Raw genomic sequence first — 23,730 nt, 5'->3', positions numbered from 1 at the left:
GTAGGAGGCGCCGAGCTGCAGGCCCTGGAAGCGCGGCGTGAAGTAGGTCAGCTTCTCGGAATCGTTGTTGCGGTCGAGCTCGACGTAGGTCGTGCCGAGCGGCGAGCGGAAGAAGCCGGCGCCGGCGAAGCCGCCGCTCTGGGGGATGTATCCCGTCAGCACCGAGGTCGAGTTGACGCCCAGGCCGACGTCCGGCGCGGCGTAGGTCATCAGGTAGCCGGCCGAGTTCTCGGAGCCGATGTTGAAGCGGCCGAACGAGCCCTCGACGAAGAGGAAGGACTCGTCGATCTGGTCGCCGGTGTTGGTGTTGCCCTCGAGCTGGATGTTGACGCCGAACTTGATGCCGTTGTCGAGGGTCGTCGAGCCGACGAACCAGATCTCGGAGTTCGACTTGACGTCGAAGCCGTTGAAGGCGTCGCTGCTGGAGCCGACGTTGGTGTCGCTGTTGGCGTAGCCGAAGTACTGCTGCATGTAGCCGCCGAGGCCCAGCTTGATCTGAGCGTGCGCGGGCGCAGCGACCGCCACGCTGGCGGCGACCACCGTTGCCGCCGTGCTGGCAAGCAAGCTTCTTCTCATCTCTCAACCCTTTCCATTCTTCGCGTTTCAAGACGCGCTTGATTCGATTTTCACATTTAAAGTGCGAAAAAACTCACCCCGGGTGTTTTCTGCTCGGTCCCGGGGAAGCCGGGAGGCCGGTCGCCCGAGCGACGAGGCCAGCCCGGCGCCGGGCCGCCCACAGGCTCAGTTCTTCGCGGCGCAGGGATTCTGCTTCGCCGCGCAGGGGTTGGCCGCCGCGCAGGGGTTCTGCTTCGGCGCGCAGGGGTTGGCGGCGGCGCAGGGGTTGGCGGCCGCGCAGGGGTTCACCTTGGCCGCGCCACAGGGATTGACGGCCTTGGCTGCGCAGGGGCTTGTCGATCCCGCGGCCGCGGGAAGGGCCGCCATGGCGACGTAGCCGCTCACAGCGAGCGCGCTGCCCAGGGTGGCGAGGGTCTTCTTGAGCGTGGACATGCTTGCTTCTCCGATCATTCTCATGAACTAGCGGTGATCATTCGATTACCATTTGTTGATTTCGTGCCTTCGGCCCGGAAGGTTACATCGGAGTCCTCGGTGCCAGCCGACGCGACGTGGCGAACCGGAGCGGACGGTTCGCCCGGCACGAAGAAATCCAGTTCACGGGCGGGCAATGATTCAGAGCGGCGAGCGTGATAGCGGTCTAGCGGCGCTGATGCGGCAGACTCAGGGCGGCAGCGAGTCGGCCTACCATCAGCTGCTGACCGAAGTCGCGCCGCTGCTTCGCCGGGTCGTGCGCAGCAATCGCGGCTTTCTTCAGCCTCAGGATGTCGAGGATCTGGTGCAGGACATTCTGCTGTCGCTCCATGCGGTGCGTGCGAGCTATGATCCGGAGCGGCCGTTCCTGCCGTGGCTCATGGCGATCGCGCGCAATCGCATGGCGGACGGCGCTCGCCGCTATAGTCGGCGGGTCGCCAACGAAGTCGCCGTCGAGCGCTACCCTGAAATCTTATCCGCGGCCGATACGAACAAGCTTCTGGACGACTACGATGATCGGGAGATGCTGGGGAAAGCCCTGCAGCGTCTTCCTCGCGGGCAGCGTGAGGCGGTGGAGATGCTCAAGCTGCGTGAGCTCTCTCTGAAGGAGGCGTCCGCCGAAAGCGGTCTCAGCATCGCCTCCTTGAAGGTGGCGGTTCATCGCGGCATCAAGAGCCTTCGGGCCATTCTGAGGGACGAGACGTGAGCGCGACGGACGATGTCATCCGCAAGATCGCCGGCCAGGCGTCGCCGGTTCGCCCCCTGCCGTCGCCTTGGCTGCGAGCGATGCTTTGGCTCGTCGTCGCGCTCTGCTACGCAGGCGTGATGGTGCTGATGATGTCGCCGCGCCCCGACCTGACGGAGGTGCTCGCGAGGCCGGAGTTCCAGATCGAGCAGTTGGCGGCGCTGGCGACGGCATTCACGGCCGCCGTGGCTGCCCTTTCGGGAACGATTCCGGGCCGCGGTCGCTGGATGCTGCTGCTGCCGCTCGCGCCCCTGGCTCTCTGGCTAGGGAGCGTCGCATGGAGTTCCGCGCCGGACTGGACCGGCAGTGGACTGCAGGACGTGATGCTGCGGCCCGACTGGATGTGTTTCCCGGCGATCGTGGCCGTCGGCGCGCTGCCTGCGTGCCTCCTCGTCAGCATGCTCCGTCGCGGCGCGCCTCTCACGCCTTGCACGACCGTCGGTCTCGGCGTGCTCGCAGCGGCCGCGATCGGCGACGTCGGGCTACGATTCTTCCACGTGCAGGACGTGCGCCTGATGATCCTGGCTTGGCAGCTCGGAAGCGTGGCCGTCTTGGTGGCGCTCGCCAGCTGCATGGGCCGCTACCTTTTCAAGTGGCGGCATCAGAGAATCCAGGAAGCTGCGGAATAGCTGGTTCGCCATTACTGGGCGACTGGTGGCTTTTTCACCGTTGTGAGGAATCTGGCCAGCCAATGACTTGCGGTGGGAAGAGTCGAGTATGTCAAAGACGCCTCTCGTGCTTCGCATGTGTCTTTCGGATGGGGTCCCGAAGCGGTCGGCCATCGTCGCCCTCGTCGTCGGCACCATCCTCAACCTGATCAATCAAGGTGACGCGCTCCTCGCTGGCGGCGACATCGACCTGGTGAAGGTCGCACTCACTTTCCTCGTTCCCTACGGCGTTGCTACATACGGTGCGGTCGCGTACCGGCTGAGCGCAGCGGTGGCCGAACAGAGGCCTGCGGAAAGGGCGACGGCCGGCTCGCGCGTCGCCGACGCGGCGTAGAGGGGCCCGGCACCCGTTGCCGCGAAGCGGCGGCCCTGTGCACGGAGTTGCCGACAGGCCGTCACCGTCACCCGAGGATCTCGCAGAGCGGATTCGCCGAAACCTTTCCTGGGGCCATGGCGAAGTCGTCTCACGAGGGGTCTGGGCCCAGGTCCTGATCTTCGGCCGCCACGCGTCTCGCACCGGCTCTCGCTGCGGAGCGCCGACGGTTACGTCGTGCCATCACAACAACTCGGAGTCGACGCCTTGTCGAAGATACGCATCGCCATCGCGGGAGTGGGCAACTGCGCGAGCTCGCTGCTGCAGGGCCTGGAATACTACCGCAACCACTCGGCCGAGGCGCTGGCCGGGCTGATGCATCCGAGCATCGACGGCTGGGGCGTGACCGATGTCGAGGTCGTCGCCGCCTTCGACGTCGACCGCCGCAAGGTCGGCCTGCCGGTCGAGCAGGCGATCTTCGCCAGGCCGAACTGCACCAAGGTGTTCCAGCGCGCGCTGCCGGTCTCCGACGTGCTGGTCGAGAAGGGGCCGGTGCTCGACGGCGTGCCGGCGCACATGGAGGACTATCCGGAGGACCAGGCCTTCCGCGTCTCCGAGGCCGAGCCGGTCGACGTCGCGCGGCGCCTGCGCGAGACCGGCGCCGAGGTGCTGGTCTGCTACCTGCCGGTCGGCTCCGAGCAGGCGGTGCGCTACTACGCCGAGGCCTGCCTCGCCGCCAAGGTCGGCATGGTCAACTGCGTGCCTGTGTTCATCGCCTCGGATCCCGCCTGGGCCGCGCGCTTCCGCGAGGCTGGCGTGCCGATCGTCGGCGACGACATCAAGAGCCAGGTCGGCGCCACCATCACGCACCGCGCGCTGACCCGCCTGTTCGGCGACCGCGGCGTCAAGCTGGACCGCACCTACCAGCTCAACGTCGGCGGCAACACCGACTTCCTCAACATGCTCGAGCGCAGCCGCCTGCAGTCCAAGAAGAAGTCGAAGACCGAGTCGGTGCAGTCGCAGCTCGACAGCCGGCTCGAGGACGCCGCGATCCATATCGGGCCGTCGGACTACGTGCCCTGGCACAACGACAAGAAGGTCGCCTTCATCCGCATGGAGGGCCGGGGCTTCGGCGACGTGCCGATGGAGCTCGAGCTGCGTCTGTCGGTCGAGGATTCGCCGAACAGCGCCGGCGTCGTCATCGATGCCCTGCGCTGCGTCAAGGTCGGCCTCGACCGCGGCATCGGCGGGCCGCTCGAGGCGCCCTCGTCCTACTACATGAAGAGCCCGCCGCTGCAGGTCCGCGATTCCGTGGCGCACGACCTGACCAACGCCTTCATCGGCGGCGCTTCGCCGAAGCTGCCCAGGGACAAGGTGGTGGGCGGCAAGCCGGCCATCGTCACGACCGCCTCCACGCGGCGCCCGGACGGGCAGCCGCGCAGCGCCCTGATCCTGGCCGCCGGCACCGGCTCGCGGCTGTTCCCCAACGCGACCCTGCCGAAGCCGCTGGCGCCGATCCAGGGCATCACCCTGGCCGAGCGGGTGATCGGCACGCTGCGCCGCGCGGCCGGGATCGAGCGCTTCGTCGTCTCGCTCGGCCACGAGGCCGAGACCGTGCGGCCGCACTTCCAGTCGGTCGCGGCGCGCAACGGCGTCGCCATCGAGTTCGTGCAGGCCGACGACTGGGCCAAGGGCAACGGCGCCAGCACCCTGGCGGCCGCCGAGGCGCTGGCCGACGGGCCCTTCCTGCTGTCGATGTGCGACCACCTCTACGACGACGAGCTGCCGGCACGTCTCGTCGAGGCCCCGCTGCCGCAGGACGGCATGGCGCTGGCCTGCGATTTCGTCAAGGAGGAGATCCTGGATCTCGACGGCGTCATGAAGGTCAAGGCGGGCGACGGCCGGATCGCGGCGATCGCCAAGACGGTGGGCGAGTGGGACTGCGCCGACACCGGCGTCATGGTCTGCACGCCGGCGATCTTCGAGGCGCTGAGCGAGGCGGCCGCCGGGGGCCGTCACGGCCTGGCCGACGGCGTCGCGGTGCTGGCGTCGCGCGGCCTGGCCTCGATAGTCGACGTCACCGGCTGCTGGTGGGCCGACATCGACACGCCGGAGGCGGTGCGCCTCGCCGAGGAGCACGCCTCGGCCGACGAGCTGCGCGCCGCCGGCTGAGCCGGCAGGCGCCGGATCGGCAAGTCCGGGCGGCCGCCGCCCGGCAGGCTGTTGGGGATAGTGTCGTGTCGCGCACCGTCGGCTTCAGTCGGTGCGGTCGGTCGGCGGCGGGAGGGCGGCAAGCCAGCCGGTCACCGGGTTGGTACCGATCCACCGCAGCTTGCAGACCCGCTCGATCACAGCGAAGACTCAGCCCGCTCGGCACCGACGATGGCTGGCAGTTCGGCGAGTGACGTGATCTCGACGTCCGGCTCTGCCGGGAGCCGCTCGCGAGCCTGACCGTAGCGGTTGCACCAGGCAACCCGGAAGCCGAACATCGCGGCGCCGACCGCGTCCCAGGAGTTGGACGACTGGAAGGCGATGCGCTCCTTCGGGACCCGGAGCCGTTCTACGGCAAGCTGATAGACCCGCGGATCCGGCTTGTAGACGCCGACCTCCTCGACGGAGAGGATGGCGTCGAGCAATCCGTCGATTCCGGCATTTCGGCAGCCCGCCTCGATCATTTCCGGCGATCCGTTGGTCAGGATCGCCGTCTTGATGCCGGCCGCCTTGAGCGCGCGCAGCATCTCCGGCACCTCCGGAAAGGCATCGAGACTGAGGTAGAGCTGCATCAGCCGGGCACGCAGCTCGCCGTCGCCGATCGCGAGAGCGTCGAGAGCGTAGTCGAGTGCCTCTCCGGTGACCTGCCAGAAGGGCGCATGCGTGCGCATGAGCGCGCGCAGCCAGGTGTACTGGAGCTGCTTCTGCCGCCAGATCTCGGACAGGGCGTCGGTCTTCTCTCCCAGCGCGTCCCTGGCGTGCCGCGTCGCCGAGTTGAAGTCGAGCAGGGTGCCGTAGGCGTCGAAGACGCAGGCCTCAATGCTCCTGAATCGGACTTGGTTCACGTCGGTCTCCCAGGATCGAGGCAACCATGGCGGCTACGCGCTCTCGGTATGCCGCCATGGTCACAGTGTCCGGCCAGCGGCGACTCAGGCCGCCTTTTCCCACGCGCGCCCCGCGAACATCTCGTCGAGCGGGGTGTGCAGCAGATGATTGGCGTAGTTGCTGAGAGTCTTGACGGCCAGTGCAAGGACGATTTCCAGGATCTGCCGCTCCTCATAGCCGGCATCCAGGAAAGCCTGGACGTCGGCCTTGGCGGGCAGACCGCGAGACTCGCGCATCACCTCGGTGAAGGTGCTCAGGGCGGCCAGCTTGTGGTCGGGGACGGGGCGACCGGTCCGAATGGCCTCCGTCACCTCCGGTGGCACCTTCGACTTCTGATCCGCGATCATGCTGTGCGCCGCCATGCAGTAGCCGCATCCGTTACCCCGGCTGATCGTGAGGAAGACCACCTCCTGCTCGGCAGGCGTGAAGCCGGAGTCGCTGCGGAAGCGCTGGTAGCCGTCGAGATAGGTTTCCAGCAGGCCGGGCGAGTTGACCATGCCGGCATACATGTTGGGGATGAATCCGACCTGGGCCTTGGCCTTCTCCAGAACGGCCCTGGCATCGGGACCTACGGTCTCCACGCTCCAGAACGGAAGGTTCAGCTGGTACTCGGCTGTCATGTGCTCTCTCCATGGCTTCGGGGGACATGCATTTGGAACGTTCGTTCCAAACATGCAAAAAAGAGACATCACTCGAGGCGCCGCATCGCGTCCTCGACGATGTCGTCGACGAGCGGCGGCTCGGGTCGGCTTCGGGCCAGAACCGCCAGCCCGATCAAGGTGGCCAGGAGGCCCCGGGCGGCCTCGGAAGGCCTCACGTGCTCCGGAATCTCCCCGGCTGCCTGGCCCTTGGAGATCATGCGGGCGAACCATTGCTCCATGGCTGTCTGCGCCGTGGCAACGACGCCGCGTACCTGCGGATCATGCGGGGCCAGTTCCAAGGCCGTGTTCGTCAGGAAGCAGCCGCTGCTGCCTCCTGGCCTCGCCGTCTCGGCCCTGAACAGGAGGAGAAGCCGCCGAACCGCGTCGCGAGGTCCATGATCGGCCTCGATCCGCTGGAGCAACTCTTCGCGCAACCATCGATCGTAGCGCCGCAACGCAGCGAGAAACAGCGCGTGCTTGTCGCCATAGGTCGCGTAGAGACTGCCGCGATTAAGCCCCGTGCTTTCCACGAGATCCTGCACCGACGTCGCCTCGTAGCCCCTTGCCCAGAAGGCGTTCATGGCCTTCTCCAGGGTCTCTTGGACATCGAAGGTCTTTTCCCAGGGCATGCCGCCGTAAATCTCACTGATGACAGCTGCGAGTGTGGAATGATCATTCCACACTGTCCAGGGCATTTTCGGAAGTTGCGGTCTTCCAAGGCCTCAGCACAGGTCCTTCGGCCGCGCGTGCGTCCTCGGGGTCATGCGTGACCAGCAGCACCGGAAGGCCCTGCGAGCGAGCACGGGAGAAGACCAGGCTGCGGATCTCTGCCCTGAGCTCCGTGTCGAGGGCCGAGAACGGCTCGTCGAGAAGAAGGGCACGCGGAGCCGAGACGAGGACCCGCGACAACGACACACGGAGCCGTTGCCCCCCTGAGAGCGTCCTGGGGTCCCTGTCGGCGAAGCCGCCGAGCCCGACGCTCTCCAGCGCTTCCGCGACGATCGTCCGCCGCCTCCTTCGCCCGCGCTCGGCCTGGGGAATTCCGAAGGCGATATTGTCGCCGACCGAAAGATGCGGAAACAGGAGGTCGTCCTGGAACAGCATGCCCAGGCCTCGCTGTTCGGGTGGCCGTGCCGTCAGGTCATGGCTCGCCAGACGAATCCGGCCCCTTGCGTCGAAGTCGTCTGTGAGCGTGCCGCAGATCCACGCGAGCAGCGTCGACTTGCCGCACCCGCTCGGCCCCATGAGCGTGACGATCTCTCCCGGCCCGATGGCCAGACACAAGTCTTCAACGAGGGGCTCTTGGCGAAGGCTCACGGTGACGTGTTCGAGGCAGAGCATGCCCGAGCCCTAGTCGACACCGGACACGCCGACTCCGCCTGCGGAAAGGTGGCGCAACGTACCCAAGCGGCCATATGCCAGGCCCAGCACCGTGCCGAACTCCAGATGCAGCACGAGCGCCAGGGACGGCGCCACCACACCGAGGGACCTGCCGAAGAAGCCGGCTCCTGCCATCGGCATCAGCAGCCCCATCATGAGAAGCCATGCCAGCACGCCGAACACCACGCCTCTCATGATCGATGAGGTTCCGGGCAGACGGTCGTGCAGCCGCGCGAAGGATGGGCCCCACACGAGGGTACCGATCAGGAAATGCAGGAGCCAGCCGACGTTCCAATCGGTGACGCCCACGACGTGCCCGGCCATCGCGCCCAGCATGGAGATGATGTCGAACTCGGGTATCATTCCCATTTTCGACTTGATCATCATGAGTAGTGATAAGGCGACTGTGGCGAAGAAGCCAGAGATCATGCCTCGTGTGTAAACATTCATTGTCGGTCCCTTTGTCCTTGTCGCGCGTCGGCAGGGATGTGTCGCGCCGTCTTCTGATCTCGGAGGCGCGAGGCCGCGCCGACACCAGTTCGCATTTCCGTCGTGGATCGATGCGCCGGTCGCGAAGCTTCGTCGGGAGCGAACTCGGGCAGTCCGATCGTCGAGCACCGCATCCGTAAAGAGGCTTCGTGCCGGTCAACGGAGGCCATGGAGACGACGGAGCCGGGCGATGTCGTCCGAAGACGATGCGACGTAGGCGGCGATCTGGCTGTCGGTGAGGCCGAGATCGAGCAGCGCGGCGAGGCATGCGCGTCGGATTTCGCCCACCGGCGCACGGCCGAAGAAGCCCCTGGAGAGCGCGGCGACGTATTGTCCGAGCCGGGGCCGCTCAAGATCAAGAGTATCCGGGTCCAGCATGAGAGAGCCTCCCTGAAGGACGGGGCGCTTCGTCGTGGGCGTCAGTGCAGGCTTCGCGCTGCAAAGCCGGATGCACCGTCGCGCGCATGATTCGAAGTCCACGCGCCGTCAAGCGCGTTCCGCTGCCGGTCCAGGTCTCGAAAGTCCAGGACTCGAGCTCGGCAGATCGCCCGTATCTTCACGGTACTTCGGGGAGAGGGCGAAGAAAGTTGCATGGGGCCGCCGAATTTTGACGGCCACACGGAAAGGCCGTTCACGCCCGACGCTCAGACTTGTTACTTAACTTCCGCTCAGCGGTCGCCGAACTGTCCATCGAGGCCGGGCGGACCGGCGGCCTCCGATGGATGAGCCCGCGACGCGGGAGCCGGTCCACCACCCGCCACCAGCGGGACCCCGCGCCTCAACGCTTGGACAGGGCTCGACCTGCGGTGCGGGACAGGCCGAAACGCGACCGGCAACGCCGAGACCGGCAAAGCCGGCCGAAGGCACGTCGGCGAGCATCCAAGGGCAGATGCACCGTCTCGAGCTCGCGGCTGTCGCCGACGTCACCACCCCTCGGAGCGCATTGGAATGCCCCCCGGCGCAAGAAGGCACGGCACAACGACGATCGGCCTCGGCGCCCGTTCCCGAAGACCCTGCCGGCGCGGCCGCCTGTAACTCTTCGCGGCAATCCGGCGAAGTCATGGAGACAAGCTGTCGCACGCAAGGAAAAGAAGAGCGCGAGCAGGCAATGGAGAAGCTGCGAGGCCATCTGCGCAGAGGCTCTCTCGGGGCGGTGATGATCTTCGCACTGGCCCTGCCTGGCGCATCGTCGGCATCCCCGGATCGATGGCGCAGCGAGTGGCCGCGCACGGATTTCGCCAAGCATAGCGTGGATCTCGACGAGATCCGATCCGGCGGGCCGCCGAAGGACGGCATACCGGCGATCGATCATCCGCGCTTCGAGCGGCTCGAGCACGGGAGGGCCGCCGGCTGGTCCGCTCGGCTCGCTCCAAGCGAGCCGGTGGTCTCCTTCGTCGTCGAGCGTGACGCGCGTGCCTATCCGCTGCGGATCCTGATCTGGCATGAGATCGTCAACGATGTCGTCGGCGGTGTGCCGGTCCTCGTGACCTATTGCCCGCTCTGCAACTCGGCCATCGTCTTCAGGCGCTCGACCGCCTCCGGTCTCCTCGACTTCGGAACGACAGGCAAGCTGAGGCACTCCGATCTCGTCATGTACGATCGGCAGACGGAAAGCTGGTGGCAGCAGTTCAGCGGAGAGGCGATTGTCGGCGCGCTCACGGGGACACGCCTGAGCCTCTTGCCGGCTCGTCTCGAATCCTTCGCTCGCTTCGCGAAGCGCTTCGGCGACGGCCTGGTGCTCGTGCCGAACGATCCGGGCCTCAGGAACTACGGCCGAAATCCCTACGTCGCCTACGACCGACAAGGCGCGCGGCCGTTCCTTTACGACGGCTCCATGCCGGACGGCATAGAGCCGATGGCCAGGGTCGTGGCAGTCGAAGTCGAGCCGGGCGACCATCAGGCCTTCGCGCTCTCGCTGCTGAGAGAGCGAGGGGAGGTCCGGCAAGGCGATGTCATTCTCCGCTGGTCGGCAGGACAAAGCTCTGCGCTCGACGCCGCCATCGTGGACGGTGGGCGGGATGTCGGCAACGTCGTGGTGCAACGCCAGATGAGGGGCGGATTCGTCGACATCCCGTACGACGTCACCTTTGCCTTCGCCTACCATGCCTTCCATCCTGGAAGTCCGATTCACACACGCTAAGGAGCGCCCGGCGCGGGTCGACGATCTGCACGGAGGGCTTCGAGCCGAATGATGCGATCCACTTGGTCAGAAGCGGGCTCCACCGCCGTCCCCCCCGCCGGCGCCAGCGCCGCCGACTATCGACCCATCTCGGACTATGGAGCCGTTGGAGATTGCCACGGCTTCGCGCTGGTCTCGCGCGACGGCAGCATCGACTGGGGCACCTTCGGCCGTTTCGATGCCGCGCCAACGTTCTGCCGCATCCTCGACCGCAGGTCCGGCGGCTACTTGGCGATCTCCCCATGCGAAGGAACCTTCTCCGGCCGCGCCTATCTGCCGAACACGAACATTCTGCAGTCCCGTGTCCGCGCCGCCAGCGGCAGCCTCATCGTCACCGATTTCATGGTGGTGGGCCGCGCGCCGAGAGCCGGTCCGTACGATTACGTGTCCCTCGAGGCTCCCGGGGTCCTGGTGCGACGGATCGAAGGCGTCGAAGGGCGCGTCCGGCTGTCCGTCGCCTATCGCCCCGCAGTCGATTTCGCAGCGCGCCCGGCCAGGCTGCGCGCAGAAGGCGGTGCGATCGTTGCCGAAGGAGCGCCGAGCTTCTATGCCGACTTTCCCGTCGACCTGTCGCGGGCGGAGGCGAGCGGCCTGGTCGACGTGGCAGCCGGCGAGACCCGTCATCTCGTGGTCAGCCTCTCGCCGCTTCCGGATTGGCACGATCGGGTCGACCGCTACCTGAGCACTACCCGCGCCTTCTGGGAGGAGTGGAGCGCGTTCTGCCGCTACAGGGGGCCTTATCGTGAGGTCGTGCTCAGAAGCGCCCTGACCCTCAAGCTCCTCACTTACGCGCCCACGGGCGCGATCGTCGCCGCGCCGACGACCTCTTTGCCCGAGGAGCCGGGAGGCGAGCGGAATTGGGATTACCGCTTTGCCTGGGTGCGCGACGCCAGCCTCACGCTGCACGCGCTGGCCAGCCTCGGATACTCGGGTGAGGCCGGCCGCTTCTTCTCCTTCCTGCACCGCAGCTGCCGCGCAACACATCCCGATGTCCGACTGATGTACGGCATCCAGGGCGAGGCGGAGCTGCCGGAGAGCACCCTGGACCATCTGGAGGGCTATCGCGGGTCTCGGCCGGTGCGCGTCGGAAACGCCGCCTACGAGCAACGCCAGCTGGACGTCTACGGCTATGTCCAGGATGCGGCGCTGGTCTATCGGGCTCTCGGTGGCTGCCCGGCGGGCGAGGTCATGGCCATGATCGAAGGCCTGATCGACGTCGTCCAAGAGCGGTGGCTCGAGCCCGATCTCGGCATCTGGGAGGTCCGCTCGGCGGCGCGCCACTTCGTGCACTCGAAGCTGATGTGCTGGGTCGCCGTCGACCGGGCGATCGAATTGCGCGGCCAGCGAGCCGACTGGCTTTCGCTCAGATCGACCATCGAAGGGGAGATCCTCCGGCTGGGCCGCAGCCCCGACGGAGCACTCAAGCGCGCCTACGACGACGATGCCGCGGATGCGGCGCTGCTCCTTCTTGCAACCGCGGGCTTTCCGGGAGCGTCGGACCTGCTTGCGAAGACGGTGTGCAAGGTGGAAGCCGCGCTGCGGAAAGGGGATCTGGTCCGGCGCTACGTCGCCGGCGACGGGCTTCGCGGCGACGAGGGCTGTTTCCTCGTGTGCAGCTTCTGGCTCGTCGACGCGCTGCTCGCGGCCGATCGGGCCGGCGATGCGCAGCATCTCTTCAACCGGTTGCTCCGACGAGCGAACGACCTGGGACTCTATCCCGAGGAGATCGAGGGGCTCTCCGGTCTGTTCCTCGGCAATTTCCCTCAGGCTTTCAGCCATCTCGGCCTGATCAGCAGCGCGATCAATCTGCAGCTCTATGCCGAGCATGGCATCGCAGCCGTTCGCGGCAGCTACGCCGAGCGCGCGAGAAAGGCGGCGGGGGTCGTCTTCGGCTGGCGCGGCTTGCTCGAGTCCTTCTGCCGCACGGGGAGGGTCCGCCTCTTCTCGTCCAGGCGATCGAAGTTCGTCTGATCACGCGTCGGGCGCTCTTGCATGGCCGTTCGCTCACGCATGATTGACCTTAGTTGTCTGGGAGAACAGACGAATCGCCCCCATTTGAAGATGAATAATGAAGTGAAAAAACGGTGATGAAGATGCAGGACGTCGCAGGCTGGTGTTCGAGCATAATGCATCATCGTGGCGCGACGGCAATTGCTGCAGCCGTCACGGTCGTCACACTCTTCTTTGCATTGGTCTTGCTGCTGACGCTGGGGCGCCCCTCCGGCATGGTGTCGGTGCCCGAGAAAGCAGGAGCGATATCCGAGGAGCAGGAGATCTCGGGATTCGACGCCCTGGCGGCTCTGAGTGACGCCAGAGCCGAGACGATCTATCGCGGGATCATGCGACAGCTCCAGGATGGCTACGCCGAGTCGGACGACCCGATCGTCTACGCCTACACGGGCTGGAAGAGACTCAACGCAGCCCCCTTCCGCTCGGCGCGACACGGGGAGGTCTACGCGAATGTCTACGCCAATCCGGCCGCGGCAGGCTATGGCAGGCTCGCGCAGGGAGAGCATCTGCCGCCCGGGGCAATGTTGATCGAGGACAGCTTTGTCGTGAGGCCGGGAGGCGAGATCTTCGCGGGGCCCCTGTTCTTGATGGAGAAGATGAGCCGAGGCGCAATCCCCAGGACCGGCGACTGGCGCTACATGGCGATATCCGCAGACGGCAGGATCCTCGGCCTGACAGGAACGCCGAACGAAGAATTCGTCGAGCCCTGTGCCACCTGCCACGCTGTCACCGGCGCGAAGAGCGACGGCCTGTACGTCCCTCCACCATTGTCTGGAAAGGACGCAGAGTAGCGGACGCGCTCTGCCACCGTTGTCGAGAAGCAAACTGAAGGCAGCTCATGGACGGATGTACGACCAACCGGCCTCCTGCAACTGGACAAGGCGCACGATGCCGAAAGGAACGATCTCCGTTCCGTCGATCAACGGTATCACGTGTCCCTCCCGGTGCTCGATGATTGACTTGGTGTTGCCGCAGACCGTGAAGCTGATTTCGGGGAATTCCCTATTTATGTATTTTAGTACTTTGCGCACCGGCGAGGTATCCGATCGAAACATTGTGATGCCAGGGCCATAAGCGACGATTTCAACCTGCACCGGTTCATTCATCTTCCTGTAGTATCTTACGAGGTTAATCGAGTTGGAGACTGCGTGTTTCATAGGAACCGGGCTGTCCGCATTGACCTGAAAGACGACCCGATGCTCGGCGGGTGACGCTGCCGAAGCATCGAACGCCGGCATTCGGACGCCTGTCGCGAAAGCTCCGCCAACCGCCAACACGGCAACGAGCAGTACGGCGATGGCGAGCCATCTCTTCCGATGCGAGCTGTTGGACGTCTTCATGTTTGGCATCTTCCTTGGTTGAACGCGCCACCGACGCGCCGATCGTCGGCCGTCCAGAGGGATCTTGCGCGGTCGGAGCCGACTGCCGGTCCGCTGCTAGGCGTTCGCGCTGTGCCACAGCTTTGATGAGGCCCTCCGCGGTTCCCCGAGGCGTCGCCGACAGAGCTCGCTTTAGCGAATTCGGCTGTGAAGTCGCCACTCCCGCTTGGATTGACGTTCTGCAACGGCACGCGCCTGTCCTCAGGATCGGAGGCTCGAGATCCGCGAACCGGAGACCACCTATCCAAGCGGACGGGGCGCCGCCGAGCCGAGCCTCGTCGTGCGCTGGATGACTCAGGCGAACCACCAGCGCTCGGTGATCTTCAGTCCGTCAAGCGCGTAGTTGCCGGCGATGTCGCCGTGGCCGATCTTGTCGGTCGCAGCGTCGACGTAGCTGGCGAACAGCGGAATGATGGTCCCGCCCTTGTCGCGCACGATCAGCTGCATCTCGCGATAGATCTCGGCGCGCTTCTTCTCGTCGAGCAGGCCGCGGGCTTCGACCAGCAGCTCGTTGAAGCGCTTGTCGATCCAGTAGGCGTCGTTCCAGGGCGCGCCGGCCGAGTAGACCGTGGTGAACATCTGGTCGGCGGTCGGACGGCCGCCCCAGTAGACCATGCAGAAGGGCTTCTTCAGCCAGACGTTGGACCAGTAGCCGTCGTTCGGCTCGCGCACGATCCGGACGTCGATGCCGCAGGCGCGGGCCTGTGCCTGGTAGAGCTCGGCCGCCTCGACGGCACCGGCGAAGGCCGCGTCGGCGGCGCTGAGCTGGACCTTGAGGTTGCTCATGCCGGCCTTCTTCAGGTGGAACTTGGCCTTGTCGGGGTCGTAGTGGCGCTGCGGGATGTCCGCGGCGTAGAAGCGGTTGGCCGGGGCCAGCGGCTCGTCGTTGCCGACGCGGCCGAAGCCGCGCAGCACCTTCTTCAGCAGCTCGTTGCGGTCGACCGCGTACTTCAGGGCCAGCCGCACGTCGTTGTTGTCGAACGGTTTGTCCTTCGTAATCATCGGCATGGTGTAGTGCTGCAGGCCGTCGGTCACGATGACCTCGATGCCGGGCCGGCGCTTCATCAGGTTCACCGTCTTCAGGTCGACGCGCTCCATGACGTCGATCTCGCCGGTCGAAATCGCGTTGGTGCGCGCCGCCGGGTCGGTGACCGACAGCAGTTCGACCGAATCGAAGTGGGCGCGGTCGCCCTTGAAGTAGTTCGGATTGTGCTTGGCCGTGGCGCGCACGCCCGGTTCGAAGTGCTCCAGCACGTAGCCGCCGGTGCCGTCGCCCGAGGTCGCGTCGACTTTGCCGTCCTTCGAGGGCAGGATGCACAGGTGGTAGTCCGACATGTAGTAGGAGAAGTCGGCGTTCCCGGCCTTCAGCTTGAAGACCACCTTGTCAGGGCCGTCGGCGCTAATCGATTCGACCGCGGAGAACAGCGGCTTGGCCGCCGAGTGTGAGTCCTTGCCGGTGTGATGGTGCATCGAGGCAATGCCGTCTTCGGTCGTAACCGTCTTGCCGCTGTGGAAGGTGACGCCCTTACGCAGGGTGAACACCCAGATCGTGGCGTCAGGCTCGGCCTCCCAGCTCTCGGCCAGCTCGGGGCCGACAGTGCCGTCGGCCTTGATCTCGGTCAGCGCGTTGCGCAGCGTGCCGTAGCCGAGTACCTGGTTAAAGGTGCTGTCGAAGGTCGCCGAGTCAAGCGTGTCCGAGGTCGAGCCGCTGGCGACCGCAAGGCGGAAATGGCCGCCTTTCTTTGCCGCAGCCCGCGCGGTCCTGCTCCACAGGGTCGAGGCCGCACCGACGGTCACGCCCAGCGCGAGCGCGCCGGTCATGAAACCCCTGCGGTCGACCAGGCCGGACTCGGCCAAGTCGATTAGACGGCTGATCTCGTCCATCTCAGTCCGATAGCTCCCTGCTCTCGTGACCTTTTCGACCGCCGTCACCCGTCGGACCCCGCCGGAACCACTGCCACTGCCGACCGGGATATCTTCCTGCAGCCGAAACGAGGGCCCCTGGCTGACGACTTCGTCGCGGGATCTCGAAAGGTTACAGATGAGGCCATTCATTCTCCTATGGCCGCGCATCCGCTCCGGCGCGATCTGCTGCTCGGCGCGAAGCGCGACTGTCTCGGCGACCTCGGCAGTGTCCCGCCCTGCCGCACCCTCGCTCGATCGGCGAGTCGCTCAGGAGCGAGCGGAACGTTTCGAGCGGCCGATGGCGCACCAGCGTCCCAAGATCTGACGAGCGACAGCCTCGACCGACTTGCCCAGCATGACGCGTCGGATCCAGCCGGCAGGGAGGGGAGAGCGTGCAGCTCCTCGGCAGCGAGGCTTCCGGTGTCGGAATCCCCGAAATTCGTAGAATCCGAGGCTCGCAGCGCCGCCCGCTGCTCTTGGACCGTAGAACGAGGTGCCGCGCGCGCCCGCAGAATCCCCCTAAATCCGTAGAACCTGACCCTTTGATGCGTAGAAGGGCCGACCGCCTCGCAGCCTGGCGCCGCGCGTGGATTCCTGCGGTTGCGGCGGAGGGCGGCAGGCACCTCCCACTGCGGCACGTGCGCGTGCAGAGGTTTTCAAACGCTTGTTTTCTCACTGCCTGCATGCTCGAAAATCCGGTACCGTTCGCCCGAAAAGTCGCGGAGAAGGCCGTGGCGCAGATCGGTTACGCGCGGGTCGGCACCGAGGAGCAGACGCTGCGGTCACAGCTCGACGCGCTGCGTGCGGCCGTATGCGCGCATCTTCGAGGAGCATGCCTCGGGTGGCGATCCGGAGCGCCCCGTGCTCAGACAGGCGCTCAGAGCGGTCGCCCCAGGTGACATCCTGGTGGTCGTGCGGCTCGACCGCCTGGGGCGCTCGCTCAGCCACCTGCTGTGGCTGCTCGAAGGGCTTGAGACCCGCGGGGTGCACTTCAGGAGCCTCTCCGACCCGATCGACACGGCAAGCCCGCAGGGCAAGTTCACGCTGCAGGTCCTGGGGGCCGCGGCCGAGCTCGAGCGGGCGTTGAACCACGAGCGGACCAGGGCGGGCCTGGCGGTTGCCCGGACGCAGGGCAGGGTAGGAGGCAATCCGCGTCTCCGCGCCCGGGACCCCGAGGCCATCCGGCAACTCGCCCGACAGCGCGACGAGGCCTACTTCGAGCGGATCAACATGGCAGCCGACACCTGGCTGCAGGTCGTGCGCGGCCTGCGACCCCAGTATCCCTGGCAGGATGTCGTCCGGGCGCTCAATGCTCGGATTCCTGCCGACGGGAAGCCATGGACCGACTACCGCCTGAAGACCGCGGTGAAGCGGTTCGTCCGTGACGGCTTGGCCGAGCCCGGACTCCTTGGTCCCGCCACTGGTGGCCCGGCCGACGACCGCCTGCTGGTGGTGATCGCCGGCATGCGTGAAGCCAACCCGGAGATGACCCTCGAAGCGATGTGCCGACGCCTTGAGGCGATGCGGGAGCCGACTCCGCGAGGGCGAACCAGCTGGCACCCGTCGACCGTCCGGGCGCTCCTCCAACGTGCGCAAGCCAGAGGGCTGCTGGCACCGGCCGGCTGATCGGCGAATGGGCCGCGGAGACGAGGAGAGCGGATATTCGAGAGTGGCCCCTGAGGCCGGCGCTACAGCCAGACGAGCCATATGCCGAGCAGGCCGGCGGCGAAGGTGACGAGCAGCAGCGGACCGCCGAGGCGCGGGAAATCGACGAAGCGGTAGCCGGCCATGCCCATGACCAGCGTGTTGTTGTGGTGGCCGAAGGGCGTCAGGAAGTCGAGCGAGGCGCCGAGCGCCACGGCGATCAGGAAGGGGCCGGCAGGCAGGCTGGCGCCGCGCGCGACCTCGACGGCGATCGGGCTGAGGATGACCGCCGTCGAGACGTTGTTGACGAAGGGTGTCAGCGCGACCGCGACCAGCAACACGCAGCCGAGGACCAGCACCGGCTCGCGTCCCGGCACCAGCTCGAGCAGCAGCTGGGAGAGCACGCGCGCCGCCCCCGTCGTCTCCACGGCGACGCCGAGCGGTATCATCGCCGCCAGCATGACCAGGATCGGCCAGTTGAGGTTCTGCAGCGCCTCGCGCAGGCGCAGCGAGCCGGTCGCCGACAGCGCCAGTACCGCGAAGCCGAAGGCGATCTGCGGCGGGAAGATCGAGAAGGCGGCCAGCAGCACGCCGAGCGCGAAGATCGCGACCGCGACGAGGGAATGCTCCTTCGGTGCGGCGGCCGGCCGGGAGGAGAGCCGCAAGAGGTCGGCCTCATCGAGCACCTCCTCGATCGCCTTTTCCGGCCCGCTCAGCACCAGCACGTCGCCGATTCCGAGCTGGAGGTCGGCGAGCCGGCCCTCGACGCGGCTGCGCTGCGGCACGACACCGGCGACCGTGACTCCGCGCGTGGCCAGCGGATGCAGCGTACCGACCCGCGAGCCGACGAAGATGCTCTGGGGCATGAGCACGACGTCGACCGTAGCGCTGTTCGCCACGGCTGGACCATCGACTGTGGCAAGTTCGAGCGTCTCCGCTGCGCGGGCGTCCTCGAGCGTGTCGGTCGGCAGCTCGAGGACCAGGACGTCCGCCGGCTCCAACCTCTGCTCGCCGAGCCGGCCGAAGACGTGCCTGCCGTCCCGGACGAGCGCGAAGACCCGCGCATCCAGCGCGGCTTCGAGCGCCGAAACCTCCTGGCCCGGGAAGGGCGAGGGGCGCGGGATCCGGACTTCCGTCACCAGCCGGCGCTGCCGGATGCCCTGCTCGCGCGGCTCGCCGGGCGCCCAGAAGCGGAACTGACGCGGTGCCCAGGCGATCAGGAACAGGATGCCGAGCACGGCAACCGGGATGCCGACGTAGGCCAGGTCGAAGAAGGCGAAGGGGCGCCCGAGCAGCTCGACCCGCGCCTGGTTGACGACGAGATTGGCAGGGGTGCCGATCAGCGAGCAGAGGCCACCCAGCAGGGTCGCGAAGGAGACCGGCATGAGCGTGCGGCGGATCGGGATGCCGAGGCGGCCGCTCAGCGAGATCGCGACCGGAAGGACCAGGGCCAGGGCGCCGACGTTGTTCATGAACACGGAGAGTGCGCCGGCGACCCCACAGAGGAAGGCAAGGGCGGCGCCTTCGCCCTTCACCAGCCGCGTGACCTGTGTCGAGAGGTGCTCGACGATCCGCGAGCGGGCGAGGGCCTGGATGACCAGCAGGATCTCCGCGACGGTCACCACAGCCGGATTGGAGAAGCCCGAGAAGACGCCGGCCGCGGGCGCTAGGCCGAGCGCGAAGCCAGCGGCCAGCCCGGCAAGCGCGACCAGCTCGATCCGGAAGCGGTCGAGCGCGAAGACGGCCATCAGGACCGCCAGCAGGAGCAGGATGGCGCCCTGGTCGAAGGTCAGGGATCCGGCGGTGTCCAGGCTCAAGGGCGAACTCTTTCTCGGGCGGTCAGGCGGTCTGCCGTGCAGTCTCGCACGGGGGCGGGGCGGCCGCGAGCCGGGCTATTGCCTTTCGAGAGCGAGCGGCAGCGGGCCGGCCGCAGCTGCAGCGGCGCCAGCGCCCGCCGTCGCCCAGTCGACGCTGCGCGCAGGGTCGTCGGCCGAGAAGAGCTTCCAGCGCCGGGGCCGCAGGCCGAGCCGTTCGCCGGTGACGACCCGGCGGCCGAGGGGCAGCTCGACCTCGACGCGGTGCCGGGCAGGGCCGACCTCGAGCTCGACCCGCCGGCCGTCCTCGCGCCGCCGCACCGCGACGGCGACACCGGCGATCGACGGGCCCGCGCCTTCGACGATGTCCACGTCACGCGGCCGGAAGAACAACGTCGCCGGCCCCTCGAGGCCTTCGACCCGCAGACCGGTCGGGCGGTCCGCCGTGCGCACCTCGCCGTCATCGACCTCGACGGGCAGGGCACTGGATTCTCCGATGAAGCCGTAGACGAAGGGCGAGTTGGGTGCGTCGTAGATCTCGTCCGGCGTGCCGACCTGCTCGATCCGCCCCTGGCTCATCACCACGACGCGGTCGGCAAGCTCCAGGGCCTCCTCCTGGTCATGGGTGACGAAGACCGTGGTATGGCCGGTGCTGTCGTGCAGGTCGCGCAGCCAACGCCTGAGCTCCTTGCGCACCTTGGCGTCGAGCGCGCCGAAGGGCTCGTCGAGCAGCAGGATGCGCGGCTCGATCGCGAGCGCCCGGGCGAGCGCCACGCGCTGGCGCTGGCCGCCGGAGAGCTGCGAGGGAAAGCGCCCCTCGAGGCCGGGAAGCTGCACCAGGTCGAGCAGCTCGAGGGCACGCGCCCGGATCGCGCGGCGCGGAGGGCGCGACGCGCGCGGGCGGACGCGCAGGCCGAAGGCGATGTTGTCGAGCACCGTCATGTGCCGGAACAGCGCATAGCTCTGGAAGACGAAGCCGACGTTGCGCTCCTGGACCGAGCGCGTCGAGGCGTCGTCCTCGCCGAAGCGGATGCAGCCCTCGGTCGGGAACTCGAGTCCCGCGATCAGCCTCAGCAGCGTCGTCTTGCCGGAGCCGGAGGGCCCGAGCAGCGCCACCAGCTCGCCCGAGCGGATCTCCAGCGACACGCCGTGGAGCGCGGGGAAGCGGTCGAAATCCTTCCTGACGTCGAGGATGCTGACGTCCATAGCCCGGTCCTTTCCGGTCAGTGCCCCGCGCCCGACCGGCCGTCGAAGCGCAGCTCCAGGAGCGCCTTCAGGACGAGGGTCAGCAGGGCGAGCAGGGCGAGCAGGGAGGCGACGGCGAAGGCCGCGACGAAGTTGTACTCGTTGTAGAGGATCTCGACGTGCAGCGGCATGGTGTCGGTCAGCCCCCGGATGTGTCCGGAGACGACGGAGACAGCGCCGAACTCGCCCATGGCCCGGGCATTGCAGAGCAGCACGCCGTAGAGTAGGCCCCATTTCACGTTCGGCAGGGTGACACGCAGGAAGGTCTGCCAACCGCTGGCGCCGAGCGACAGCGCCGCTTCCTCGTCGGTCGTACCTTGCTCCTGCATCAGCGGGATCAGCTCGCGGGCGACGAAGGGGAAGGTCACGAAGAGCGTGGCCAGCACGATCCCCGGCGTCGCGAAGAGGATCTCGACGCCGTGGCGCTGAAGCCACGGCCCGAGAGCGCTGCCGGCGCCGAACAGCAGCACGTAGATCAGGCCCGAGATCACCGGAGAGACCGAGAAGGGCAGGTCGATGAGGGTCGTCAGCAGGGCCTTGCCGGGAAACTCGAACTTGGCGATCGCCCAGGCCGCCGCGAGACCGAACAGCAGGTTGAGCGGTACGGCGATCGCGGCGACGATGAGGGTCAGCCGGATCGCGGCCAAGGCATCGGGCTCGGCGAGGGCGGCGAGATAGGCGCCGAGGCCCTGGCGCAGCGCCTCGGTGAAGACCGCGGCGAGCGGCAGCAGCAGGAAGAGGGCGAGGAAGGCAACCGCGACCGCGATCAGGGCCAGGCGCCCGCCGCGACTCTCGGTCGTGGCGGCGCGGACGCGAGCGATGGCGGCCGCTCGCTCGACGGAAGCGACTTCAGCTGCCATGACCGAACCTCCGCCGGCTCCAGGCCTGGATCAGGTTGATGGCCAGGAGCATGGCGAAAGAGATCGCCAGCATGATGGCGGCGACGGCCGTTGCGCCCGCATAGTTGAACTCTTCCAGGCGGATCACGATCAGCAACGGCGCGATCTCCGAGACGAAGGGGATGTTGCCGGCGATGAAGATGACCGAGCCGTATTCGCCGACCGCCCGTGCGAGCGCCAGCGCGAAGCCGGTGAGGATCGCGGGCGTGAGACTTGGCAGGATCACGCGCGCCAGGGTCTGCCGGCGAGAGGCGCCGAGGGTCGCCGCTGCTTCCTCGATCTCGCGGTCGATCTCGGCGACGACCGGCTGGAGCGTGCGCACCACGAAAGGCAGCCCGATGAAGATCAGCGCCACCACGATTCCGAGCGGCGTGAAGGCGACCTTGATGCCGAGCGGCGCGAGCAGGCTCCCGATCCAGCCGTTCGGCGCATAGAGCGCGGCGAGGGAGATGCCGGCGACGGCCGTCGGCAGGGCGAAGGGCAGGTCGACCATGGCGTCGAGCACGCGGCGGCCGGGGAAGCGGTAGCGGGTCAGCACCCAGGCGACCGGCACGCCGAAGAGGACGTTGATGCAGGCCGCGAGGAGCGCCGCGCCGAAGCTGACCTCGAGGGCATGCAGCGTCCGCGGGTCGAACGCCAGCCGCCAGAAGTCGCTCCAGCCTAGCGCCGCGGAGCGCCAGAGGAGGCCGGCCAGGGGAATCAGCACGATCAGCGCGAGGTAGGTCAGCGCGAAGCCGAGCGTCATCCCGAAGCCCGGGATCACGCTCGGCCTCCTGAAGTGCCGCCGACCGAACGCGGGGACGGCGGGCACGACTCAGCCTCCCGGCTGGTAGATCTGGTCGAAGACGCCGCCGTCGCCGAAGAACCGCGGCTGCGCCTTCGCCCAGCCGCCGAACTGGTCGACGGTCACGAGCTCGAGGTCGGGGAAGCGCTTGAGATCTTCGGGGTCGGCGAGCTCCGGCTTGAAGGGCCGGTAGTAGTGCTTGGCGGCGAGGCGCTGGCCGGTCGCCGTGTAGAGGTACTGGAGGTAGGCCTCTGCGACCTTGCGCGTACCCTTGCCGTCGACGTTGCCGTCGACCAGGGCGACCGGCGGCTCGGCCTTGATCGAGATCGATGGCACGACGATCTCGAACTTGTCGGGCCCCAGCTCCTCCAGGGCGAGGAAGGCCTCGTTCTCCCAGGCCAGCAGCACATCGCCGATGCCCCGCTGCACGAAGGTGGTGGTCGAGCCGCGGGCACCGGTGTCAAGCACGGGCACGTGCTTGTAGAGCGTCGCTACATACTCGCGGATCTTCTGCTCGTCGCCGCCGAACTGCTGCTTGGCCCAGGCCCAGGCGGCGAGGAAGTTCCAGCGCGCGCCGCCGGAGGTCTTGGGGTTCGGCGTGACGACCTGGACGTCGTCGCGGATCAGGTCGCCCCAGTCCTTGATGCCCTTGGGATTGCCCCTGCGCACCAGGAAGACGATCGTGGAGGTGTAGGGCGCGTTGTTGTTCGGCAGCCGGCCGCGCCAGTCCGTCGGGATCTTGCCGGTCTTCTCGGCGATGGCGTTGATGTCGGCTTCGAGCGCCAGCGTCACGACGTCGGCGGGCAGGCCGTCGATCACCGAGCGCGCCTGCTTGCCGGAGCCGCCGTGCGACATCCGGATGGTCACTGATTCGCCGGTCTCGGCCTTCCAGTGCTCGGCGAAGGCCTGGTTGAACTCCTTGTAGAGCTCACGGGTCGGGTCGTAGGAGACGTTCAGCAGGGTCGTCTCGGCCTGCGTCGGCTGGAAGCCGCCAAGGCCGACGAGCAGCGCCCCGAGGGCGAGAAGTCCACGCTGTGGTGACATTGCCAAGCTCCTCTCTCGCTTCTGTAAAGTCTATCTACTAGGTCGCTTAAGTCAACGAAGGCAGCTCCTGCCACAGGCCGCGGCCACCGGGATGCCGGCGCTAGCAGGGTGCGGAAATAGAGGCGCTTCGTCGCGCCGGCGGGCTCGAGTCGGAGCTCTCGGCGAGGCGGACTTGGGCTGTTGCCGCGGTTTTGCGGTCGTTTTCTGCCGTTTCGGCCTGCTTCGGACGGAGTCCTGGCCCGATCAGGTCACGGCGAGCAGCTTGGGCAGCCTCACCAGGTTGTAGGCGGCGACGCTCAGGGTGAACATCCAGCCGACGCGCGCGAGGCCGCGGTGGCGGGTCTTGCGCAGGCCGCCGGTGGTCTTGATCCAGCCGAACGCCTCCTCGATGCGCTTGCGCAGGCGCTGGCTGACGGCATAGCCGGGGTGGCGGGTCGTGCGCCCGTCG

The 23,730-nt window shown here is 67.3% G+C and carries 24 protein-coding genes; 8 read left to right on the top strand and 16 right to left on the bottom strand.

The window, feature by feature from the left end; all coding sequences use genetic code 11:
• Positions 1 to 576: porin (locus tag B9O00_RS31360; RefSeq protein ID WP_143596431.1), on the bottom strand; the 576-nt coding region annotated here is incomplete at its 3' end.
• A 165-nt stretch (positions 577 to 741) separates the two neighbouring features.
• Complete coding sequence (locus B9O00_RS31355) at positions 742 to 1,008, bottom strand: hypothetical protein (protein WP_085127266.1); 267 nt, start codon at positions 1,006 to 1,008, stop codon at positions 742 to 744.
• Positions 1,009 to 1,183: 175 nt separating this feature from the next.
• On the opposite strand from B9O00_RS31355, the gene B9O00_RS31350 reads away from it, so the two are divergent.
• From B9O00_RS31350 to B9O00_RS34365, 4 genes are all read left to right on the top strand, one after another.
• Positions 1,184 to 1,753, top strand: a complete 570-nt coding sequence (locus B9O00_RS31350; protein WP_085127264.1) for a sigma-70 family RNA polymerase sigma factor — start codon at positions 1,184 to 1,186, stop codon at positions 1,751 to 1,753.
• Positions 1,750 to 2,421 carry an NrsF family protein gene (locus B9O00_RS31345; RefSeq protein WP_200808724.1) on the top strand — a complete coding sequence of 224 codons (672 nt, stop codon included), beginning with the start codon at positions 1,750 to 1,752 and terminating at the stop codon, positions 2,419 to 2,421. The genes B9O00_RS31350 and B9O00_RS31345 overlap by 4 nt, the downstream gene beginning before the upstream one ends.
• An 88-nt stretch (positions 2,422 to 2,509) precedes the next feature.
• Positions 2,510 to 2,794: a nitrate/nitrite transporter NrtS gene (gene nrtS / locus B9O00_RS31340; protein WP_179244011.1), complete on the top strand. Its 285-nt coding sequence runs from the start codon at positions 2,510 to 2,512 to the stop codon at positions 2,792 to 2,794.
• Between the two features lie 246 nt (positions 2,795 to 3,040).
• Positions 3,041 to 4,945 carry an NTP transferase domain-containing protein gene (locus tag B9O00_RS34365; RefSeq protein WP_085127262.1) on the top strand — a complete coding sequence of 635 codons (1,905 nt, stop codon included), beginning with the start codon at positions 3,041 to 3,043 and terminating at the stop codon, positions 4,943 to 4,945.
• Between the two features lie 176 nt (positions 4,946 to 5,121).
• Here the strand turns inward: B9O00_RS34365 and B9O00_RS31330 are convergent, their stop codons facing one another.
• From B9O00_RS31330 to B9O00_RS31305, 6 genes are all read right to left on the bottom strand, one after another.
• A complete protein-coding gene (locus B9O00_RS31330; RefSeq protein ID WP_179244006.1) occupies positions 5,122 to 5,829 on the bottom strand; it encodes a haloacid dehalogenase type II in 708 nt (235 codons plus the stop codon).
• Positions 5,830 to 5,913: 84 nt separating this feature from the next.
• Entirely contained in the window at positions 5,914 to 6,489 is a 576-nt protein-coding gene (locus tag B9O00_RS31325) for a carboxymuconolactone decarboxylase family protein (protein ID WP_085127260.1), read from the bottom strand.
• Positions 6,490 to 6,557: 68 nt separating this feature from the next.
• Positions 6,558 to 7,139: a TetR/AcrR family transcriptional regulator gene (locus B9O00_RS31320; RefSeq protein WP_159460389.1), complete on the bottom strand. Its 582-nt coding sequence runs from the start codon at positions 7,137 to 7,139 to the stop codon at positions 6,558 to 6,560.
• 43 nt (positions 7,140 to 7,182) lie between these two features.
• Positions 7,183 to 7,851 carry an ATP-binding cassette domain-containing protein gene (locus B9O00_RS31315; protein WP_085127256.1) on the bottom strand — a complete coding sequence of 223 codons (669 nt, stop codon included), beginning with the start codon at positions 7,849 to 7,851 and terminating at the stop codon, positions 7,183 to 7,185.
• Positions 7,852 to 7,860: 9 nt separating this feature from the next.
• Positions 7,861 to 8,340 (bottom strand): DUF6789 family protein, encoded by a 480-nt coding sequence (locus B9O00_RS31310; RefSeq protein WP_085127254.1) that lies wholly within the window; start codon positions 8,338 to 8,340, stop codon positions 7,861 to 7,863.
• 195 nt (positions 8,341 to 8,535) lie between these two features.
• A complete protein-coding gene (locus B9O00_RS31305; protein ID WP_085127252.1) occupies positions 8,536 to 8,757 on the bottom strand; it encodes a hypothetical protein in 222 nt (73 codons plus the stop codon).
• A gap of 511 nt (positions 8,758 to 9,268) precedes the next feature.
• Between B9O00_RS31305 and B9O00_RS31300 the strand changes: the two genes are divergently transcribed.
• The 3 genes from B9O00_RS31300 (at position 9,269) to B9O00_RS31290 (ending at position 13,359) form a co-directional block, all read left to right on the top strand.
• A complete protein-coding gene (locus B9O00_RS31300; RefSeq protein WP_235017239.1) occupies positions 9,269 to 10,519 on the top strand; it encodes a DUF3179 domain-containing protein in 1,251 nt (416 codons plus the stop codon).
• Positions 10,520 to 10,567: 48 nt separating this feature from the next.
• Positions 10,568 to 12,529 carry a glycoside hydrolase family 15 protein gene (locus B9O00_RS31295; RefSeq protein ID WP_085127247.1) on the top strand — a complete coding sequence of 654 codons (1,962 nt, stop codon included), beginning with the start codon at positions 10,568 to 10,570 and terminating at the stop codon, positions 12,527 to 12,529.
• Positions 12,530 to 12,645: 116 nt separating this feature from the next.
• On the top strand, positions 12,646 to 13,359 hold the full coding sequence (locus B9O00_RS31290) for a cytochrome P460 family protein (RefSeq protein ID WP_085127244.1): 714 nt from the start codon (positions 12,646 to 12,648) through the stop codon (positions 13,357 to 13,359).
• 45 nt (positions 13,360 to 13,404) lie between these two features.
• Here the strand turns inward: B9O00_RS31290 and B9O00_RS32890 are convergent, their stop codons facing one another.
• On the bottom strand, positions 13,405 to 13,908 hold the full coding sequence (locus B9O00_RS32890; protein WP_143596430.1) for a DsrE family protein: 504 nt from the start codon (positions 13,906 to 13,908) through the stop codon (positions 13,405 to 13,407).
• A gap of 333 nt (positions 13,909 to 14,241) precedes the next feature.
• Positions 14,242 to 15,831 (bottom strand): ABC transporter substrate-binding protein, encoded by a 1,590-nt coding sequence (locus tag B9O00_RS31280; RefSeq protein ID WP_085127240.1) that lies wholly within the window; start codon positions 15,829 to 15,831, stop codon positions 14,242 to 14,244.
• Between the two features lie 882 nt (positions 15,832 to 16,713).
• Between B9O00_RS31280 and B9O00_RS31275 the strand changes: the two genes are divergently transcribed.
• Positions 16,714 to 17,478: a recombinase family protein gene (locus B9O00_RS31275; RefSeq protein ID WP_322111235.1), complete on the top strand. Its 765-nt coding sequence runs from the start codon at positions 16,714 to 16,716 to the stop codon at positions 17,476 to 17,478.
• Between the two features lie 62 nt (positions 17,479 to 17,540).
• On the opposite strand, the gene B9O00_RS31270 is transcribed toward B9O00_RS31275, so the two are convergent.
• The 6 genes from B9O00_RS31270 to B9O00_RS31245 form a co-directional block, all read right to left on the bottom strand.
• Positions 17,541 to 19,313, bottom strand: a complete 1,773-nt coding sequence (locus tag B9O00_RS31270) for an SLC13 family permease (RefSeq protein WP_085127238.1) — start codon at positions 19,311 to 19,313, stop codon at positions 17,541 to 17,543.
• A 75-nt stretch (positions 19,314 to 19,388) separates the two neighbouring features.
• Entirely contained in the window at positions 19,389 to 20,516 is a 1,128-nt protein-coding gene (locus B9O00_RS31265) for a sulfate/molybdate ABC transporter ATP-binding protein (RefSeq protein ID WP_085127236.1), read from the bottom strand.
• A gap of 17 nt (positions 20,517 to 20,533) precedes the next feature.
• Positions 20,534 to 21,415, bottom strand: coding sequence for a sulfate ABC transporter permease subunit CysW (gene cysW, locus B9O00_RS31260; protein ID WP_085127233.1), 882 nt, complete (start codon positions 21,413 to 21,415; stop codon positions 20,534 to 20,536).
• Positions 21,405 to 22,265: a sulfate ABC transporter permease subunit CysT gene (gene cysT, locus B9O00_RS31255; protein ID WP_268810798.1), complete on the bottom strand. Its 861-nt coding sequence runs from the start codon at positions 22,263 to 22,265 to the stop codon at positions 21,405 to 21,407. The genes cysW and cysT overlap by 11 nt, the downstream gene beginning before the upstream one ends.
• 3 nt (positions 22,266 to 22,268) lie before the next feature.
• Entirely contained in the window at positions 22,269 to 23,282 is a 1,014-nt protein-coding gene (locus tag B9O00_RS31250; protein ID WP_085127231.1) for a sulfate ABC transporter substrate-binding protein, read from the bottom strand.
• 243 nt (positions 23,283 to 23,525) lie between these two features.
• Positions 23,526 to 23,730 (bottom strand): transposase (locus tag B9O00_RS31245; protein WP_143596429.1); only part of this gene is annotated, 205 nt, incomplete at its 5' end.

It is taken from the genome of Tistlia consotensis USBA 355 (genome assembly GCF_900177295.1).
Lineage (GTDB): Bacteria > Pseudomonadota > Alphaproteobacteria > Kiloniellales > DSM-21159 > Tistlia > Tistlia consotensis.
Note: the sequence above shows the minus strand (reverse complement) of the source record. Positions and strands in the feature narration are given on the sequence as shown.

Bases quoted from the DNA above. Each gene is read 5' to 3' on its own strand.
- B9O00_RS31315 (WP_085127256.1), bottom strand. From the start codon at position 7,851: ATGCTCTGCCTCGAACACGTCACCGTGAGCCTTCGCCAAGAGCCCCTC.
- B9O00_RS31250 (WP_085127231.1), bottom strand. From the start codon at position 23,282: ATGTCACCACAGCGTGGACTTCTCGCCCTCGGGGCGCTGCTCGTCGGC.
- B9O00_RS31355 (WP_085127266.1), bottom strand. From the start codon at position 1,008: ATGTCCACGCTCAAGAAGACCCTCGCCACCCTGGGCAGCGCGCTCGCT.
- B9O00_RS31280 (WP_085127240.1), bottom strand. From the start codon at position 15,831: ATGGACGAGATCAGCCGTCTAATCGACTTGGCCGAGTCCGGCCTGGTC.
- cysW (WP_085127233.1), bottom strand. From the start codon at position 21,415: ATGGCAGCTGAAGTCGCTTCCGTCGAGCGAGCGGCCGCCATCGCTCGC.
- B9O00_RS31325 (WP_085127260.1), bottom strand. From the start codon at position 6,489: ATGACAGCCGAGTACCAGCTGAACCTTCCGTTCTGGAGCGTGGAGACC.
- B9O00_RS31290 (WP_085127244.1), top strand. From the start codon at position 12,646: ATGAAGATGCAGGACGTCGCAGGCTGGTGTTCGAGCATAATGCATCAT.
- B9O00_RS31305 (WP_085127252.1), bottom strand. From the start codon at position 8,757: ATGCTGGACCCGGATACTCTTGATCTTGAGCGGCCCCGGCTCGGACAA.
- B9O00_RS31350 (WP_085127264.1), top strand. From the start codon at position 1,184: ATGATTCAGAGCGGCGAGCGTGATAGCGGTCTAGCGGCGCTGATGCGG.
- B9O00_RS31265 (WP_085127236.1), bottom strand. From the start codon at position 20,516: ATGGACGTCAGCATCCTCGACGTCAGGAAGGATTTCGACCGCTTCCCC.
- nrtS (WP_179244011.1), top strand. From the start codon at position 2,510: ATGTCAAAGACGCCTCTCGTGCTTCGCATGTGTCTTTCGGATGGGGTC.
- B9O00_RS31310 (WP_085127254.1), bottom strand. From the start codon at position 8,340: ATGAATGTTTACACACGAGGCATGATCTCTGGCTTCTTCGCCACAGTC.
- B9O00_RS31300 (WP_235017239.1), top strand. From the start codon at position 9,269: ATGCACCGTCTCGAGCTCGCGGCTGTCGCCGACGTCACCACCCCTCGG.
- B9O00_RS31295 (WP_085127247.1), top strand. From the start codon at position 10,568: ATGATGCGATCCACTTGGTCAGAAGCGGGCTCCACCGCCGTCCCCCCC.
- B9O00_RS32890 (WP_143596430.1), bottom strand. From the start codon at position 13,908: ATGAAGACGTCCAACAGCTCGCATCGGAAGAGATGGCTCGCCATCGCC.
- B9O00_RS31320 (WP_159460389.1), bottom strand. From the start codon at position 7,139: ATGCCCTGGGAAAAGACCTTCGATGTCCAAGAGACCCTGGAGAAGGCC.